This window comes from Carboxylicivirga sp. (genome assembly GCF_982718395.1).
In genome coordinates this window covers 1-18,030 of sequence record NZ_CEXQWX010000124.1, presented here as the reverse complement: position 1 = coordinate 18,030, position 18,030 = coordinate 1, and the positions used below count along the sequence as shown (strand labels likewise).

Sequence of the window (18,030 nt, the reverse complement as noted above, 5' to 3'; positions counted from 1 at the left end):
AGAGTTGAGAAACGAATCAGATCGGGATGAAAAAACAAGCCCCAAATATCTCTAACATCCGGATCAGGCTCTTCATCAATAGTTATAACTTGCCCAGGCGAAAGGAAAACCATGGTGCCCTCTTCAAAGTCATAGTTACCTCTTCCATATTTCATTACCCCCTTGAAATCTTTAAGTGATACACAATAAAAGTCCAAAACGTATTTCGTACCTATTTCATAGTCAGGCTTTGCAAATTCAGGTTTGGAGAAATCAATCGTTGTAATCAACGGATGTTTAGGTTTCGTATTGCCAAATAAAAGATGTAACTCTGAGATTGATTTTACATTAATAATTTTGCTCATTGCCTACTTTTTAATGTTATGTGACGACACCTCCCCCTTCCTGCGGAAATGATCTTTTAAAATTATAATATTCAACTGAGAACCTGTTTCAATAATGGTTTTCATTCAGAACGCCTTAAACCTGGTATTACATGACCGTTTAAGTTTTTTATTATTTAAATATCTCCGACATAAAGAAACCAGTATTACTCTTTTTTGTCAAGATACCATGATAATAGCGCCAGCCCGCTAAAGGTTGAATGAATTACGATACCCGATAATTGCGTATCTTCCGGTATTCCCATACCAAAAATAGCTATCAAAATGGTTTCTGGTATATGCCATGCTAATATGAGTAAGGTTAACTTTCTACGAATACCTGCAGGAAATGTGAGTGACATAAAAATGACTAATGCATGGAAAAGATAACCCATCATTCCCATTAAAGCCATTGTGCTAATTGGTTGTGCTGTATCCTTAAAAGCTTCTGCCCCTGCCCACGATCCGAAAAAAAGTGAAAGCAATCCTAATAGCATTAAAATTAATTTAGACTTCATAATAATCTTCCTTTTTTTGTTTAATACAAAAGTAGAGTGGTTTCATGTAATCAAATTATATAGAATACTTAATCACTGATACTTTTTACTGATTCACCTAAACCAACAATTACTCATTGAATCAAATAAAAGCGGCCCTCATACATAGTATTGATAATATAGTTATGACAGTCTTCTCTGATCATTGTTACCGATCATCCTTGATGCTAAAACACAATTATGGATTGCAGAAGATCAATCTTGAGAACGAATTAATTTTGAAGAGTCAATTTTAGTCTATTTAGATACAATGACAGTTTTTAGGAGAATATGAAAGTTAAGCAGAAATAAAACCAGAAATAGCAATATTTGGAAATGCTTACTGAAAAAATGAGTCTAATATTGCAAAAAAGTTAACCTGTTTTCGCTATATAAAAATAGAGGAACTCTAAGAAGTAGTTACCTTAGATAATACAGGTGAGTACCAGCTTTATTTGTTAGAATCCGATTTGAAATTTGTCAAATAAAGCCAAAAACATCCAATAAAATTAAATTATAAGAAAGTGCTTTAATTATACTAAAGCACTTTCTTGAGTTTCATATTAAAAATATACTTCAAAAGCTCCGGGAACAATCCCTCCATCAAGTGTAGAATAGTTCTGCATCTTTTTTATATCTTATCTTCCCATTGATGATATGATGGGATGGTGTTAATCGAAATTAAGGAATAGTTTAAAAGCTTTGTATTATTCGTACGTACAATTCACATACAACGTTCCATTAGGACCTGCAAAACCTATTGCGTAATGTTCATCATCTTCATGCGAGTTCTGGAATGGTTCCAGCCATGTGTCATCAAGGCCCAACAAAGGATCGTATCTCTCCCCACTTAACAACACATGTTCCCCTTCACTCTCATAACACAATCGAAAGTTAATATTCTCAGGCACCAGGTGGTTATGTACTGGAGGAACTTCGGGTCCATCCTCTACCGAACAATCGGTCCACCATTTTTCAGGAGATTGATCGATATTAAATATTTGACTACGATACAATATTGTCCGCTCCAAAACCTTTGTAAAAGAACTCTCATCCTTAAGCTTATTATCTTCAATAAGTAAATATACATTTAAGTCATCAGGTGCCTTTGTCCGTGTTGTATGCCTTAGCTCCATTCCTGGATACAAAAATCCCACCTGTATGTTAGAAACTTTCAAAGCATGCACCTTAACAATACTTTCGTACTGCATTTCATTGCCCTGAAGATATCCAGTCAGCCTCACAGCATATTCCCCGGGAGCTGTGTACATATGAGCAGGTGATTTCAAATTGGTAGAATTTCCATCTCCAAATTCCCACGTGCAAGAGTCCATTTCTTCTATATCAGAAGTGAATTCAATACTATCGTATGCAAGAAATAGTGTTCGATTAGTACTAGACGACATAATATCGCTTTGCAGACGTTGTGTCTGAAACTTGAGTTCGGGCAGTGGTTGATATTCATTGTCGTCATTGGAATCACAGGCATAAATACTAAAAGATAATAGTGCCAAGAAAAATAATTTAGGTAATGTTAGTGTCATAGATTATGTTTTTAGTTTCAGCGTTTTGTTACAATATCCATGCCAAGCTATTGGCGGAATTTGAAAATTTTAAAACCAATAGATAATGTTCTAAACTTAACAAAGTGGGTTTGGTTATGATAGATATTAAATGCAATCAGTACCTTTACAAATACAGAAGACGCTGCTTTATTTTCGAGCGGTCCTCCTCCAAGAGTAGGGTGATTTTACACTTCTATATACCCAATCTTTACATTGAAATTAAGATATGATGGTATAGTTTGAAACTACATCCAAAGCAAGTAGATATAATCCTCTCTTGAAGAAGATTTTTTGAATTAAGGGAAGTTTGTTGTACTCCCTAATCTAAATACCAAATTAAATTGTACTTTCTCTGAAATGGTAAGAATTAAGAAAGACTCAATATGAGAATTCAAGATTTTAAGTCAAACTAAGATTATTGTTTTTCCTGAATAATATACTTATCACTAATCATTGCTCGCATCGCTTTCTCAATTCCTTCTTTGTCAAAGCCACAAACACCATAAAGCTCAGTTTGTGTACCATGCTCTACGTATTCATCCGGAATTCCCAATCGTTTGACACGGGCACAATAACCATTATCTGCCATAAACTCCAAAACAGCACTTCCCATTCCGCCAATAATTGTACCATCCTCAATCGTTATAACCTTATCGTGCTTTTTGAAAACATCATGAAGTAATACCTCATCCAAAGGTTTAGCAAAACGTATATCGTAGTGAGCCATTGATACGCCTTCTTTTTCCAGTTTGGCAATCAGCTGGCTTGCTTTAATTCCAATCGGTCCAATAGTAATAATGGCCAGATCATCACCATCCTTAAGCTTACGCCCGGTACCAACTTTTATTTCCTCAAATGGTCGTTGCCAGTCAATTAATGAGCCATTACCACGTGGATAGCGAATGGTAAATGGTCCCTGGTCAGGTAATTGAGCCGTATACATAAGGTTGCGTAATTCCTCTTCGTCCATAGGTGATGAAACAATCATATTCGGTATACCGCGCATATAGGATAAATCATAGGCTCCATGGTGGGTGGCACCATCAGCACCTACCAAGCCTCCCCTATCAAGGCAAAAAACAACATTAAGTTTCTGCAACGCTACATCATGTATCACCTGATCGTAAGCACGCTGCATAAACGACGAGTAGATATTACAATATGGCACATGGCCTTCAATAGCCAATCCTGCGGAAAAAGTAACAGCATGTTGCTCCGCAATCCCTACATCAAATGCTCTGTCCGGCATTTTCTCCATCATGATATTAAGGCTGCAACCTGTTGGCATAGCTGGTGTGATACCCACAATCTTGTCATTCTTCTCGGCCAGTTCAACTATAGTATTCCCAAACACTTCCTGAAACTTTGGTGGTTTAGGAACCGATGGCTTGTTTACTATTTTTTTCCCGGTTATTTTATCAAATTTATCACCAACAGCATGCCAGGCCGTTTGATCTTCTTCAGCAAACCTGAAACCTTTACCTTTCTTAGTGATCACATGTAATACTTTTGGTCCCGGAATATCTTTCAGATCACTTAATACCTTTCGTAAATGATCTACATCATGTCCGTCAACCGGACCAAAATAACGGATATTAAGCCCCTCAAATATATTAGTCTGCTTGGTCAACAGGTTCTTCAGAGAATTATTTAATTTAGTGATCATCTCCTTTGATCGGGGACCTGTCAGTTTCATTTTCTCCAACATCTTAAAAGCTTCAGAACGAAACTTGTTATATGTTTGAGATGTTGCGATATCCACCAGGTAATCACTAAAACCTCCCACAGCCGGATCAATGGCCATGTTATTATCATTGAGGATCACCAACATATTAGCCTTCAAAGATGACATATTATTTAAGCCTTCAAAAGCCATTCCCGCAGTCATAGCGCCATCGCCAATCACCGCGACCACATGTTTGTCCTTATCATGATTCAAAGCAGCAGCGGCTGCCATCCCAAGACCTGCCGATATAGAAGTAGACGAATGACCTACACCAAATGAATCATATTCGCTCTCAAAAACATTTGGAAATCCGCTTATGCCTTTAAACTTACGATTGGTATGAAACACATCCCGACGTCCGGTCAGAATCTTGTGCCCATAGGCCTGATGCCCCACATCCCAAATAATTTTGTCTTCGGGCGTGTTGAAGACATAATGAAGAGCAACAGATAGCTCAACCACACCCAGACTGGCACCAAAGTGTCCCGGGTTACATGACAGGGCATCTATTATAAACTCTCGTAATTCATCACAGACTTGTGGTAAATTCTCCTCTGCAACCTTTTTCAGATCAGCAGGTGAATTAATTGAATCCAGCAAGCGGCTTGAGCCATCCTTCATATTTTACTCTATGAGCTGATTTAAATTGCGCTTCATTGCGTATTTAACTGCGCAAAGATAATAAGAATGCTAAAATGGAAGTATACAATTCCTTATTTACATTGGATGTTAATAAGACTTGTTAATAAAAATATGAAATGCCTTAGAATCAACTTATCGCAGACTCATTTTGTTACATCTGATTGTCAATTCACAGTGGAGCTTCGATTTGACCTTTCATCTATTTTTGCAATCTTTGAAGGGAAAACAACTTAAGTGATGAAGCACATATTTTACCTTGCTGGGATAACATTGCTATTCTCAGCCTGTATCCCTTTGAAGCAATTTGAAGAACTAAAGGACGAAAACACTCAATTAGAAGAGAAATCTGATGATCTTGCAAAAAGCAATAATGCCTTAGAGGTTGAAAACCGTGAGCTATCATCAGATTTAGAAAGATCTGAAAACAAGGTAAAGCAGATACAAGAAGACCTGAAACTTCTTAAGCAACAAAAGGAACGTTTACAACAACGTTACGACGATTTGAATGAGAATTATACCGAGGCTCTTGAAGGGCTTAAGAATAATAGAGGTAATACGGCTGACAATAAAAAGTTGCTGGCTTATCTTCAGAAACTCCAGGAAGATCTGCAAAAAAGAGAGGATGAATTGGCATTGGCCGAACAAGCCATCAATGAAAAGATTAGGAAACTTGACGATGCCCAAAGTGAATTGGATGCTGCACAAGCCATGTTAAACGAACAAAACAAAAGACTGGTTGAATTGGAACAGATGCTGAAATCCAAGGACGAAGCCATGCATGCCTTAAAACAAAGCATCAGTGACGCGCTAACAGGATTCTCTGGTGACGAACTGCAGGTACAAATGAAGAACGGGAAAGTATATGTCTCGCTCGAGGAAAAGCTTTTGTTTCAATCAGGTAAATATGAAGTCAATCAACAAGGAAAATCAGCCTTGGTTAAAATAGCCAAAGTACTTGAGCAAAACACAGATATTGATATTCTGGTTGAAGGGCATACGGATAGCGTGCCTTACCGGGGAAGTGGTGCTTTAAAAGATAATTGGGACTTGAGTGTTAAAAGAGCAACAACTGTTGTGCGAATATTAATTGACAACAGCAAAATAAATCCTAATCGTATCACCGCGGCCGGACGTAGCAAATATGTTCCTGTAGTTGATGATAATACGAGTGCTGCTCTACAAAAAAACAGGAGGACTGAAATAATATTAGCTCCAAATTGGAACGAAGTTCTTAAACTAATTGACTAAACCCAAAACCGATGGCTATCAGGGCATTTTTGTTAGAAGCATGGGCTTTAATCAGAGTCCTGTCCTGGCGCCGAATGGTTAATGCGTTGTACTTAGTAACATCCTATTTGAGAAGCTACTACGGGAAATCCTTTAAGCATAGCGGACACCCCGTTGCCTTTTCCATCGAACCAACAAGCATCTGTAACCTTCAGTGTCCCGAATGCCCGACAGGAGCAAATCTTCTCAAAAGACCAAGGGGAATGATGGAGCTTAAGCACTACAGACAGTTAATCAATCAGCTATCTGACAAATTGATCTATCTTAATCTTTATGTTCAGGGTGAACCATTAATGCATCCTGAGTTTGGAAATATGGTAAAGGAAGCATCAGACAGGAAGTTATATACATCCACATCCACCAATGGGCATTTTATGAATGAAACGTTGGCAAAAAACCTGGTTGAAAATGGCTTAACCCGACTGATTTTTTCGGTTGATGGAACCAGCCAGGAAAGTTATGGTTTATATCGTGTGGGAGGTAACTTTGAGAAGGTCAAGGAAAGTATTAATCAGGTTGTAGCTGCTAAAAAAACAGCAGGTTCACTTTTCCCTATTGTCGTCATGCAGTTTCTGGTATTTCACCACAATGAACATGAACTAACAGAAGTAAGGAAACTTGCCCGTTCATTACAGGTTGATAAGCTTGAAATAAAAACTGCTCAATTTAACAGCTTTGGCACCATGCGTCCACCAATTAACGCGCGTTACAGTCGCTATGCGGATGAATTAGGGAAAATACTGAAGCGAAAAGAGAGAAACCGTTGTTGGAAACAATGGCATTCGGCGACTTCAACCTGGGATGGTCATATTGCACCCTGTTGTTATGATAAAGATGCCGATTTTGCCTTTGGGAATATTATCATGCAAAGTTTCGATGACATCTGGAACGGAGAAAAAAGCATGAGTTTCAAGAACCAAATTCATAACAACCGCAGCCAAATTAAGATATGTAATAACTGCCCGGAAGGTAGGCGCCTGTTTTGACTATAGCTGCTTCTGCGTATACCTCGAAACGGAATACTGAATTGCAACAAAACAGATTTACCAAGAGAAATAAAAACGATAGATTATGAAGTCGTCTCGACTAATGAAAATTTAAATAAAAGTTTGAGGTTATAGATTTTTGTATTGACAGTCACCAAATACTACAACCTCATGTACATAGTACTCAGCAAAGATATAATCGAAAAGGAAATTTCACCTCATTTACCTACGACAAAAAGAGGATATAAATGCATATATTCCATTATTTCACACATCGGAATTTCTGTCTACAATTAAAAGTTTACTCACAGGTATTTATGGTATTACTTTTACCAGACTTAGGTATAAAAATACCAACAAATGAGGATTGTACTTTACATGCATATTAGTTTTGTTTGTTGTGTGATTTATTTAAAATAAACATTCTAAATCAAAACTATGAAAGTAAGTAAAGTTGCATCAAAAATTGGGTTTTATCTTTTAATAATTTTTGCAATATCAGTGAGTTGTGAAAAAGATACTGAACAACACGATGCTTCCTCTTTCCAAACTAATAAACTAGAAAGAGCATTAATGAAATCAATTGAAAATGATTCAGTATTCAAAAAAAATGAGATCCAATGGCAACAGTTGAGTTCTTATAAAATAAAGGAAGGAGGGTATTTCATTACCGTTCCTGTAATATCAGAAAAGGAGGGCATTAAGGGCAAAGTAATGTTCGAAATTATCGATAAAAATATTTCAAAAAAGTACCTGCGTTATCCTTTAAACACCTCAGGATTAGAAAGCTTAAATGAACAAGTGGATTTTACTACACATGACGTATTAGAAGCTTTGGGTGAAAAACAATATTCTAAACTAAAATCAAGCTCCTTTCCAGAACAATGTATGTTATGCCATGGTGGCGTAATAATTGGTGAAGTAGACGTTTATGGTGATGATCCTTCAGATGATTGGGATGATTATGATTATTCAAGGGGTGGCGACGATATTGTTTTACCAGGTGGCGGTATTGGTGGTTCCGGATCATCACCAGCTCCAGACCCAGTACCCGCTCCAGATATTCCCATTATAGATATTGAGGAATATTTAGAATGCCTAAACTTAAATGCAAAGGCTAAATTAACAATATATGTTAATCAACCAATCGCAAATAGTGACCGTGTAGTATCTAACTCAGGCGATGTTGGGCACACTTATATTAATATAACACAAGGAAATAATCGCTCTAGTTTTGGCTTTTATCCTGAAAATTCAGGCAAGCCCGGAACCACTGACAATGGAGCATATGGAGATGATGCAGGCGCTGATTTTGATGTTTCCATATCAATTGAAATTTCATCTTCGCAATTAAATGCAATTATGAATTACATCACAAACAATAATAATGGATATGACTTGTATGACTATAATTGTACAGATTTTGCACTTGATATCGCAGAATTAGGTGGACTTAACTTACCTGATACCTATTCTTCATATGGAACCAAAGGTGGATCAAATCCGGGTTGTTTGGGTCAAGATATAAGAAACATGAACTTACCCAATGGTGCAAGTCGCAATATAACAGGAGGTACTTCTCCATATAATAGAAATGATTGTAATAATTAAAAAATGAGAAAAAAAAATAAGATAATTATAGCCATTTTAATATTGATAATTGCATTAAGCAATGTTTTTGGTGGCATGATCAATTTAGTTGTTTTAGGTGTAGGACACGTATATACTTATGAAACCTATGATGGTAAATACAAATTCAACTATAATCCTTATAAAGGAGGGAATATAGAAAGACTTCATTTAAGATTTAAACAACTTCAAGAAGATGAACCTAAGTATGCGGATACAGATTTATCCAGAACTTTCAAACGAAAACCTTTACATTTTTGGAATTGGTATTCATACTTCTTTTCAGAAGAATATAATTTTCCATATCAAGAAAGTTCGGAAAGCAGTATCCATTATAGAGGATTGTATGAAAAATAATTTAAAAAAGGACATAATACTAACACTTAATAAATCTAAAAGAATAAATTACAATAAATTGTAAATAAGAAACTTTAAAATGACAAACATGCTAATGCCTCTGTTAATGGAGGCATATTTTTGTAAAATATGAACTTACTTTGGTGGGGAGGCAGCCTTTTGGACTTGAAGCAATTGCCTTGGTAATTTTTATTAGATTTAGAGCGATCAGAGGAAGCTCCTGAAGATAACTAGAAGCTCCTTGCAATTGAGAAAGGGAAAAACGTGTGACTTTTGAAAAAAGTTAATCCTAATAAAAATCCTAATGCATCAACACAGCTGAAAGAAAATAAGTCGAAATCAGTTATATGACATATATTGAAAGTGTTTCGATCAGCAATAGATTTCCTTTAGCAGATTAATATGCAAATGCGCTCCCCACGTTTAATCACCGCATATCGGTTGTTAATAAAACACTCGGTAAAATTTCGAAAAAATAAATAGTTTAACTGCTATAATTATTTAACTTTAGCAAGAATTCTAAAAGAAGGCCGTTGAAGTTTCGCACAATATAATGCCTTAAACAAACGATGGGAAAAGTTACTAGGGCAAGATTATACAGAATATTGGATGTTTTTATACGAAGGAGGTTAGGTCCAACCACCTTGCGTTCAGGTGATGGTCTGCATTATTGGCGTGAACGTATTTTCCACTATTTCTCTATTGGTGTGATATTTATAGGGCTGATAGTCTATTTGTATCTGGGGCTTTCATTTATTAAACAGGGCGAATATACCTACGCAGTTTTTTCATCATTCGTATTTTTCTCAGCAGTATTTGCAACCACAGTTCGAAGTCTACCTTTCAAGTTCAGGGTGTCATGGCTCTTGTTTCTCATATACCTTATCGGTGTGTACTCGTTGCTCGAAAGTGATAATTCATCGCTTGGTTATGCTTTCTTTATATCGTATGCCTTACTATCCGGAATTTTAGTTGGACAAAAGAGAGCGTGGATGTCAGTAGTCACCATTTCATCAACACTTCTTTTGATTGGTGTTCTGCTTTATAGTTCATTGATAAAAGTTCCTTTTGAGGCAACTATTCCTTTCAATGATTACCTTAAATCATCGATCATATTTTTGGTAATCATTTTAGTCACTCTTTTCCCGTTAGTAAGCCTGATAAATGGTCTTATTTTTAACCTCGAAAAAGAAACTCGTTACCGCCGTCTATTAAGGCGTGAACATGAAGATTTAACCCTTGCCAAGCGCAAAGCAGAAGAAAGCGATCATTTGAAAACGGCATTTTTATCAAATATGTCGCATGAGATTCGCACACCAATGAATGCCATCCTTGGTTTTTCTAACTTACTTTCTCATCCTGACATTAGTGGAACGGAAAAAGAAGAGTTTATTAACCTGATTCGCATCAACGGCAAAAACCTGCTAACACTGGTTGAAGACATAATTGATATTTCAAAAATAGACAGTGGTCAGCTTCAGATAAAAAATGCTCCATGTAAGTTACACGAAGTAATGATGGAGGTGTATGAATCGTTTTTAGACGACATTAAACGCCGTGGTTTATTTAATCTGAAGTTATACCTGAAAGAAGGTGTCAGTGACGAAAATATCCGCATCTTATCGGATGAACATCGGTTGAAACAAATATTAATAAATCTGGTTGGCAATGCCGTCAAGTTCACCGAACGAGGATTTGTTGAGTTTGGTTACACGCAGGAAGATGATCAGTTTTTACGTTTCTATGTAAAGGACACCGGAATAGGCCTGCCTAAAGGGAAAGAAAACGAGATTTTTGAACGATTCTCTAAATTTAATAGTGATAAGGAACGTCTGTACGGTGGCACTGGTATAGGCTTATCCATAGCTAAACATCTGGTAACTCTTATGGGTGGTGAAATTTGGGTTGAATCAGAAGCATTTGTTGGTACTACTTTCTATTTCACTCTTCCGTATCACCGTTTAGCTGTGCCGGCAGGATCGTTAGAGGACAAAAAAGAACCTGTACGTGATTTTAATTGGGAAGGCAAAACATTCTTAGTTGCTGAAGATGAAGAAGACAACTTCAGATATATTGAAGTAGCTTTGGCACTTTCCAATGCAAGTCTGATATGGGCTCGCGATGGTAAAGAAGCTGTAGATGTTTTCAAGCGGGTTAATGACATTGACCTGGTTTTGATGGACATTAAAATGCCCCTAATGGACGGTTATACAGCCACGAAAGAAATTAAAAATATCAGCAATAAAGTGCCTGTCATTGCACAGACAGCTTATGCCATGTCTGAAGAAAAAGAAAAATCGCGTGAGGCTGGTTGCGATGATTATATTGCAAAACCAATTGGCTACGAAGATCTGCTCACAACCATCAATCGATATGTGCCAAGCAATGGATACTAAAATTCCTAAGACCTTCGTTCATTCAGACTAACTCCCTTCTCCGCATCAAACTGATCTTCTAAACATTATTTCAAGGTATTTGAAACGTAAAAGATCAACTTACTGAGGATCACATTTCAATTGATATATTGGAACTAATTGCTTTAAGGTCTATTCTGCTTTCTTTTGCATCGCACAAAAGAAACAAAATGCTAGTCCCATTAATGCTTCCGCCCACCCTAAGAATTAATAAATTTCACAATCAAAGCAGGACAAGCCTCTTTGCTGTTCCATTAAATTAATTCTTATTCACCCCACCGCCGGCCCGCCAATGGAACAAGCCCTCGCTCTGTCGAAGCTAAGTGTTAATTAAGAATAGCGACAGTTAAAGGGTACTATGTTCTTTGACCTCAGCAATAATATTGGGGTACCCGCTGCATGAAATGAAGGATAAAAAGATTTGGAACCGAATCTGTAAATCTTTTAAATCTTTTCCGGAATGAATGCATAGCGGGTCAATGAGTGCTGCTGCCAGCGGGGTTTTTCCTTAGTTTTTCACCTGATGGAAAAAGTAAGTCGCCGAAGGCAAAGAGGGAATAATGAACTATTAAACTACGTGTGCTTTCCCTTTTAAATGTCATACCAATACAACAGTGAGAATGTTATCAGGGCCCGAAAACATAAGCTGAAACTTGTATAACCATAAACAAACAAGTTATGAAAGCGAAATATATTTTAATACTGATAGCTATTTTATCAACCAGTTGTTCCAAGTCGGTTTTGAGCGATATGGAGATAACCGATCCTCACCTTTTAAAAGTAAAGGTTAAGATTGAACAGAACCAATATGATGAAAGAGAAGTGCAGGTTCTGATAAGAGATAAAAATAACCGCCCGATAGACTTGTTGTCCGGAAAGGTGATTGTGAATGATCATGTTGTTTTATTCGACAGAGCAGAGATTAACTCAGCGGGTGCCAGAGGGTACATCTATCATCCTTATGGTGACGAGCATATATTTAAGATAACGATCTACTGGAATTCATACGACTCTCATACCTTTATATTAAGCCCTCAAAATGGCTGGCCGGGTTTTGGATATCCAAATTGTTCTTGCAGTTATGATCACGAGCCTGATTACTTATACGATAACTATGCTCTTAGACCTGCACCGTTCTATAATCACGAAATAAGTATTGTTTATAACATCATTAATTGGTAGCGTTGTTATATCCAATTTTATATAGCGAGAAGAAGGCCCGAAAGGGCCTTTTTTATTGCCAGGCTTTCACTGCAGTGTAAAGATTCAAAAATCCATTAGATAAGCCTTTCAGTGGAGTGAATGACCAAAAAATTCTTCAGGGAAGGTATTCACAAGAGTGCATGGTCTGTCAAAGGTCTTGAGTAACTCGTTCAGTGAAGTGAAAGACACGAATAATCTTCAGGGAAGGCTTTCACCCAAGTGCAAGGCTTCCCCAAAGGCTATGGCAATACATTCTGTGAAGTGAAGGACACAAATAATTATCAGGGAAGCTTTTTAGTGGAGTGAAAGCCTTCCCTAATCAAAAAGTGTAGTTTACAGCCCGCAGATGAATCTACCCGGCTAGAACAATCCTTTTTTTGTTAATAACAATCGTCCCCTATCATCGCAAACTAAAGAGCTTCATAAAAGTCAAGAGTAATTAATATGTTTTCTAACATTGGCTCAAGCTTTTGAATTCATATGTGTGTTTCATAATTTTCACATCGTTTAAGTACCTTATGAATTTCTTAATTAACTAAAACCTAATTCAATGACAGAAAATTTATCGTATGACAGTCGCAATGCAGAGATTGATGCAGCCGTATTAAGATGCATCAACGCTTACAAGCAAACCTCTCTTAACGAAGATCAGAACCTGGACGCCATCATGGCCTTGATTGGCACTAAATCAACTGATTTAAGCATTGCCGTTAAACGTATTAAAACCAAATCGGAGCTCGAAGAGGAAGATAACAAGCGTGATAATAGTTACCGGGGATTCTATTACCAGGTGTTGGGTAATACCTACAATTCTGACGAAACCGCCCGAATGGCCGCCATCGCCATTATGCGTGTATTGAACCATTACGGACTTAACATTATTAATGAAGGCTACGGCAGCCAATCATCTTCAATTAAATCAGTTATTAAAGATTTAAACTCGGATGAGATGCAAGCACATATGGCTACACTACCAGGAGTCAGCCAGGCTTTCACTGCTGTACAGGAATCGCAGGATCGTTTCGAAACATTGTTTTTGGCATACGAAACTGATAAAGCCGCCGAAAGCTCTTATGCCAATGCATCGAGCATTAAAAAAGAGGTGTTGAAGCTGATTAATAAACAACTGGCGGGTTATCTCAGAGCCATGAATATGATCGATGGTGCAAAGTATGGTGATTTTTGCCGTGTGCTCGATCAAATAATCGCCGACAACAACGAGATTGTTACCAGACGCACTAAAAAAGAAGAATCGACAACCGAAGAGTAACACTTGTACATAAATAGAGTTAATAAAAAGGAGGTGAATAGCCGCAAGGCAACTCACCTCCTGTTTTTATGTCATACAAAAATGACACTGTGATTTAATAACGTCCTGTTGCATTGCATTTGTCGATAAACTTTCTATTTTTGTTTAAACATCATGCCTAAGTGTTTTGACAAGTAAAATAACAGAAATATATATTGACCCAACAAATAAGGATTTGGCATCTATCAATAATCCATTTTTCATGCCTATATGGTATGGAAAGCACACCTTTTGTAATGATAAAGCAAAAATAAAAACAATGTTTTTACAACTACGTTGGCAATAACAATAGCTCAATATACTTATTTCAATAATGAATTATAATAAATGCATAACTATTTTGTCTTAAATCGAGTTTACGATTCTATATTAAAACTTAATCCTGTTATTAAAAAGTACGGCTTTGTATTTGAAGCGTATAATTCTAGTGAATTTTTCTCAAAATTTGATCGAATTATATCGTTTGGTTCGGAGTTAAGAGATCGAACAGGCCTTTATCGTTTATTCTCTATTGGTCCAATGTTTGACTTAAATGTAGGAGATAAACTACCAATGGTCCTATTAAAAAGTATTAACTCTTACCGCATTATAAGAATGGAAACAAATCAAGAGGTAAGTACCATACAAAAAAATCAGAAAGCATTTGTAAATAAGCTTGTAACAGTCTTAAGGTTATATAAGAATGGAATGATGGAAGAAACAATGGAATTCCAATATGATATTAACACAAAGAAATGGGGAAGCATTGGAATAAATAAAATGAGAAAAAATTTTATAGCTGATGAATACACAATAGATGATAATGATGTCGAGAAAATAGCATTACTATTATCAAAAGATATAAAGATAAAGCCTTTAAGTAAACTAGCATTTGAAAGTTTTAATGAGTATTATTCAATCGAACAAATGTCATTAAAATATGTAACACTAATGACAGCTTTAGAGAGTGTTTTTAATAAGGGAAAAGATCAGATTGCTCACACTTGCTCACGTCACCTTGCAATTTTATTATCTGACAATGTTGATAGCTTTAATGAAAATTATAAAAACATGAAAAGTCTTTATAATTATAGGAGTAAGATTGTTCACGGCGAAAATTATAAAAAACTAGAGTTAGAAAAAAAGATTCTCCAGTTAGAGAACTATGTTAGAAATGTACTAAATATTATTCTATTCAAAGATTGCTCAAAAGACGAACTATTCATGGAATTAAATTCCAAAGGATTTTAGTATAGTGTAACTACCAGATTTTTAAATAAAAATTACTATTGCCAACAAGTCATCATAAAGTAGCCCTGGCTTTGGCGGGATTTGGAAGTTCAGTTCCCCTCGAACCAAGGTAAAACTAAGAAAGCGAATATACCACACGCAGCCGGCCACTTCATATGGCCGAACCGTTAATTCAAAGTACAAAATGTAACACAATAGTATTAATGAAATCAAATTACAGATTATGAATAAGCCATTAAAGTCATATATATGAAGTTTCTTATGTTTTTACTATTTGCATTATTCATTTTAATTGCATCGATAGGGTTGACATGCATAGCTTTAGACTCTTCATCAAATTATTTTTCAATTGGAATATTAGTATTCTTAGACTTTTATTGTACCTACTTCTTGATTCATATTTTAAACATTTACGTTAAAATAAAACAGAATAAAACTCAGGTAGAAATCAGGTCACTTTTCAAAAAGAACAATTATGACTTAAATGAGCTTATCTCATGGAATGAAAATACTTACGCCTACCGCGTAAAGGTTAGGAAACTTCAGCTAATATTCAAAAATGGAAGTGTAAAGATTACAGATACGTTCGACCGCAAAAACATTGATAATCTATATCATTATCTAAGAATACATTGTGCTGAAAAAGAAATTTAAAGGACAACCCTAATTCAAATATTCAGATAATGCGCTACATGTTAAGAACTTTCATTATTCTACTTATTTTTATTCCAAATCTACATTCATGCTCGTCAAAACACGTTGAAGAAATAAGAATTGATAATAACAAGACTGTATATTTTATTTCAGAAGTATGGGGTTTAGCCGGTGGTAAGACAGATTTCAAAATAACAGATTCTCAATATTGGAATAATGAGGAAAGGACAATCCGATTTGGTGACCGCGGTGAAACTCCAATTCTCTATGAAATCAAAGAAAATAGAATAATAATTCATAAAGTTGGACAGGATATGCAAATACAGAAACTTCCAGACTTGGTAGAATTTAAAATATATAAGTCTGGAATTAAGTATGTAAACAAACTAGACTCAGCAAAAAATGGTTTGATTCCTGATTTGCAAATCTACTACCCGATGAAATATTACTTAGAAAAATAAAGCATAAATGAGCCGACAAGTTTAAGTATAGGTTCGAAGCTTCGACGAATACCGTCAAAGGTTGATTTGGCTCTTGAAATGAAAAAGATAAAAACAAATACAACGTTTTGGCTCTGCTCTCTTTGGAAGATCAGTAAGGATAAAACTCCATACGCCTGCGGCCAACGTTACCAGCCATTAAAAAAAATGACTCGCATTCTAATTTGTATATTAATATTGGGGTTCATTGATTCATCTAATACTCTAAAAGCTCAAAAATTTAGTTTTAATGACACTTCGAAAGTTTCATTCAAGGCAAACCTGGTTTTTCAATATGGCGGGGAATCAAAGCTTACGATTTTTCCGAAATTAAATATGGTTAGGATTCATCAAAGCAAAATATTAAAACCTTATTATGGACTTGAATTAGGCTTTCATCCTCTTTTTGTTGCAGGTGCTTTTACTTTCGCAGGAGTTACGGGTGTTGAGCTCAATTCTTTTAACCTAGAATCATCCTTGTGCCATTTTCGTACAACTAAAGTCAATGACGGCAATGGAGAGTATAGTGGACCATTTATTCAAAACTCGTTTAACCTAAAACTTGGATATAGCATTAAAAAGTTCACCTTAAAAGTCGGAATGTCTTTTTTAATAGATAAATCCATACCTGAGGGTGATGAAAGAATCCCATTAATAGATTTTGGAAAGATTAATAATCATATTTTTGGATTAGAACTACAGTTTAGAATAAATTAAAAACGGCTGGTAAAACCATTGCCTGCAATTGCAAGACATACAGTCGCAAACATATAGACAGATGACTAGAAGACTTATATTACTAATCTTAATATTTATAAAATTGGATTCTTTTGGACAGGTAGATAGTACATGGAATCTAATGATACTTAAGAAAGGTGAGCAACTTGAGATTCAAGACAATATGGCTGAGTATAACTCGTCTGGATTTTATCTATATCGAAACTGTTTTTACGACTTAAAACTAAAGGATAATACAAAGCAAACGTTGAGATTAGAGGATATTAAACTCGATACACTGATTTTTATAGGGATTTCACCAAAACGTGGTTCTGACTTGACTATTACCACACAAGGTACTACATGGATAAACTATAACTCGATTGATGATTTCCTATTATTAAAGAGCTGTATGGGAAAGGCAAGTAAAAAGATAAAATGCAATGATTACCATTTTCTTTTTTATAAATCAAGAGAAATAAATACCCTCGAAAGCAAATATGCTTATGTATTTTCGAGTCGAGATAAGAAAAATGAATTGATTCCAAGGTTAAATAATCACGGAGTGCTTTATTATTTTGAATATGGAGGAAATCTTTATTACCATTCTGGGATTAAGGTCAAACAACCAAAATATAGCAATGATGAGAAAGCCAAAGCTTTGAATGCAACTCTGATTGCATTGGATTTGATTGTAAATAAGCAACTAAATGTAACGATTACAAATACCAATAAATCCAAGTATGACTAAACAACAGCTGGCAACAAAATGTATAAAACATAGCGCGGAGATGTGGTTTTCGAATGTAAAAACAATTAATAAATATAATAGCCGTTTGATATTGATGTGCAAGGAGTTGTGCTACGTTTCATACACAGACCGTCAGATTGTCTAAAAACCTAAAAGACTTGTTTTCTAAAGGTTAAACTATTT

The 18,030-nt window shown here is 35.8% G+C and carries 14 protein-coding genes and 1 pseudogene; 11 read left to right on the top strand and 4 right to left on the bottom strand.

What is annotated here, in order from left to right; genetic code table 11:
- From AC4MRQ_RS18740 to dxs, 4 genes and pseudogenes are all read right to left on the bottom strand, one after another.
- A pseudogene (locus tag AC4MRQ_RS18740) lies at positions 1-344 on the bottom strand (hypothetical protein); the annotation flags it as partial.
- 185 nt (positions 345-529) lie between these two features.
- Entirely contained in the window at positions 530-880 is a 351-nt protein-coding gene (locus tag AC4MRQ_RS18735) for a hypothetical protein (protein WP_491199239.1), read from the bottom strand.
- 725 nt (positions 881-1,605) lie between these two features.
- A complete protein-coding gene (locus tag AC4MRQ_RS18730; RefSeq protein WP_491199238.1) occupies positions 1,606-2,442 on the bottom strand; it encodes a PKD domain-containing protein in 837 nt (278 codons plus the stop codon).
- Positions 2,443-2,878: 436 nt separating this feature from the next.
- Positions 2,879-4,810 (bottom strand): 1-deoxy-D-xylulose-5-phosphate synthase, encoded by a 1,932-nt coding sequence (gene dxs, locus AC4MRQ_RS18725; protein ID WP_491199237.1) that lies wholly within the window; start codon positions 4,808-4,810, stop codon positions 2,879-2,881.
- A 258-nt stretch (positions 4,811-5,068) separates the two neighbouring features.
- Between dxs and AC4MRQ_RS18720 the strand changes: the two genes are divergently transcribed.
- The 11 genes from AC4MRQ_RS18720 to AC4MRQ_RS18670 all read left to right on the top strand — a co-directional run bounded on the left by AC4MRQ_RS18720 (position 5,069) and on the right by AC4MRQ_RS18670 (position 17,847).
- Positions 5,069-6,079, top strand: a complete 1,011-nt coding sequence (locus tag AC4MRQ_RS18720; RefSeq protein WP_491199236.1) for an OmpA family protein — start codon at positions 5,069-5,071, stop codon at positions 6,077-6,079.
- An 11-nt stretch (positions 6,080-6,090) separates the two neighbouring features.
- Positions 6,091-7,104 carry a radical SAM/SPASM domain-containing protein gene (locus AC4MRQ_RS18715; protein ID WP_491199235.1) on the top strand — a complete coding sequence of 338 codons (1,014 nt, stop codon included), beginning with the start codon at positions 6,091-6,093 and terminating at the stop codon, positions 7,102-7,104.
- Between the two features lie 438 nt (positions 7,105-7,542).
- Positions 7,543-8,715, top strand: a complete 1,173-nt coding sequence (locus AC4MRQ_RS18710) for a hypothetical protein (protein ID WP_491199234.1) — start codon at positions 7,543-7,545, stop codon at positions 8,713-8,715.
- Positions 8,716-8,718: 3 nt separating this feature from the next.
- The gene (locus AC4MRQ_RS18705) at positions 8,719-9,090 is read left to right on the top strand and encodes a hypothetical protein (RefSeq protein ID WP_491199233.1); all 372 of its coding nucleotides are present in this window, start codon (positions 8,719-8,721) and stop codon (positions 9,088-9,090) included.
- Between the two features lie 569 nt (positions 9,091-9,659).
- Entirely contained in the window at positions 9,660-11,486 is a 1,827-nt protein-coding gene (locus AC4MRQ_RS18700; RefSeq protein ID WP_491199232.1) for an ATP-binding protein, read from the top strand.
- A 696-nt stretch (positions 11,487-12,182) separates the two neighbouring features.
- Positions 12,183-12,686, top strand: a complete 504-nt coding sequence (locus tag AC4MRQ_RS18695) for a hypothetical protein (RefSeq protein ID WP_491199231.1) — start codon at positions 12,183-12,185, stop codon at positions 12,684-12,686.
- A 571-nt stretch (positions 12,687-13,257) separates the two neighbouring features.
- A complete protein-coding gene (locus AC4MRQ_RS18690; RefSeq protein ID WP_491199230.1) occupies positions 13,258-13,977 on the top strand; it encodes a DUF6261 family protein in 720 nt (239 codons plus the stop codon).
- Positions 13,978-14,343: 366 nt separating this feature from the next.
- Positions 14,344-15,246 (top strand): hypothetical protein, encoded by a 903-nt coding sequence (locus tag AC4MRQ_RS18685; RefSeq protein ID WP_491199229.1) that lies wholly within the window; start codon positions 14,344-14,346, stop codon positions 15,244-15,246.
- 683 nt (positions 15,247-15,929) lie between these two features.
- A complete protein-coding gene (locus AC4MRQ_RS18680; RefSeq protein ID WP_491199228.1) occupies positions 15,930-16,361 on the top strand; it encodes a hypothetical protein in 432 nt (143 codons plus the stop codon).
- Positions 16,362-16,439: 78 nt separating this feature from the next.
- Positions 16,440-17,096 carry a hypothetical protein gene (locus AC4MRQ_RS18675; RefSeq protein WP_491199227.1) on the top strand — a complete coding sequence of 219 codons (657 nt, stop codon included), beginning with the start codon at positions 16,440-16,442 and terminating at the stop codon, positions 17,094-17,096.
- 61 nt (positions 17,097-17,157) lie between these two features.
- A complete protein-coding gene (locus AC4MRQ_RS18670) occupies positions 17,158-17,847 on the top strand; it encodes a hypothetical protein (protein ID WP_491199226.1) in 690 nt (229 codons plus the stop codon).
- Positions 17,848-18,030: the final 183 nt, after the last annotated feature.

Bases quoted from the DNA above. Each gene is read 5' to 3' on its own strand.
- AC4MRQ_RS18705 (WP_491199233.1), top strand. From the start codon at position 8,719: ATGAGAAAAAAAAATAAGATAATTATAGCCATTTTAATATTGATAATT.
- AC4MRQ_RS18675 (WP_491199227.1), top strand. From the start codon at position 16,440: ATGAAAAAGATAAAAACAAATACAACGTTTTGGCTCTGCTCTCTTTGG.
- AC4MRQ_RS18710 (WP_491199234.1), top strand. From the start codon at position 7,543: ATGAAAGTAAGTAAAGTTGCATCAAAAATTGGGTTTTATCTTTTAATA.
- AC4MRQ_RS18695 (WP_491199231.1), top strand. From the start codon at position 12,183: ATGAAAGCGAAATATATTTTAATACTGATAGCTATTTTATCAACCAGT.
- AC4MRQ_RS18715 (WP_491199235.1), top strand. From the start codon at position 6,091: ATGGCTATCAGGGCATTTTTGTTAGAAGCATGGGCTTTAATCAGAGTC.
- AC4MRQ_RS18735 (WP_491199239.1), bottom strand. From the start codon at position 880: ATGAAGTCTAAATTAATTTTAATGCTATTAGGATTGCTTTCACTTTTT.
- dxs (WP_491199237.1), bottom strand. From the start codon at position 4,810: ATGAAGGATGGCTCAAGCCGCTTGCTGGATTCAATTAATTCACCTGCT.
- AC4MRQ_RS18730 (WP_491199238.1), bottom strand. From the start codon at position 2,442: ATGACACTAACATTACCTAAATTATTTTTCTTGGCACTATTATCTTTT.
- AC4MRQ_RS18680 (WP_491199228.1), top strand. From the start codon at position 15,930: ATGCGCTACATGTTAAGAACTTTCATTATTCTACTTATTTTTATTCCA.
- AC4MRQ_RS18720 (WP_491199236.1), top strand. From the start codon at position 5,069: ATGAAGCACATATTTTACCTTGCTGGGATAACATTGCTATTCTCAGCC.
- AC4MRQ_RS18690 (WP_491199230.1), top strand. From the start codon at position 13,258: ATGACAGAAAATTTATCGTATGACAGTCGCAATGCAGAGATTGATGCA.
- AC4MRQ_RS18685 (WP_491199229.1), top strand. From the start codon at position 14,344: ATGCATAACTATTTTGTCTTAAATCGAGTTTACGATTCTATATTAAAA.
- AC4MRQ_RS18700 (WP_491199232.1), top strand. From the start codon at position 9,660: ATGGGAAAAGTTACTAGGGCAAGATTATACAGAATATTGGATGTTTTT.
- AC4MRQ_RS18670 (WP_491199226.1), top strand. From the start codon at position 17,158: ATGACTAGAAGACTTATATTACTAATCTTAATATTTATAAAATTGGAT.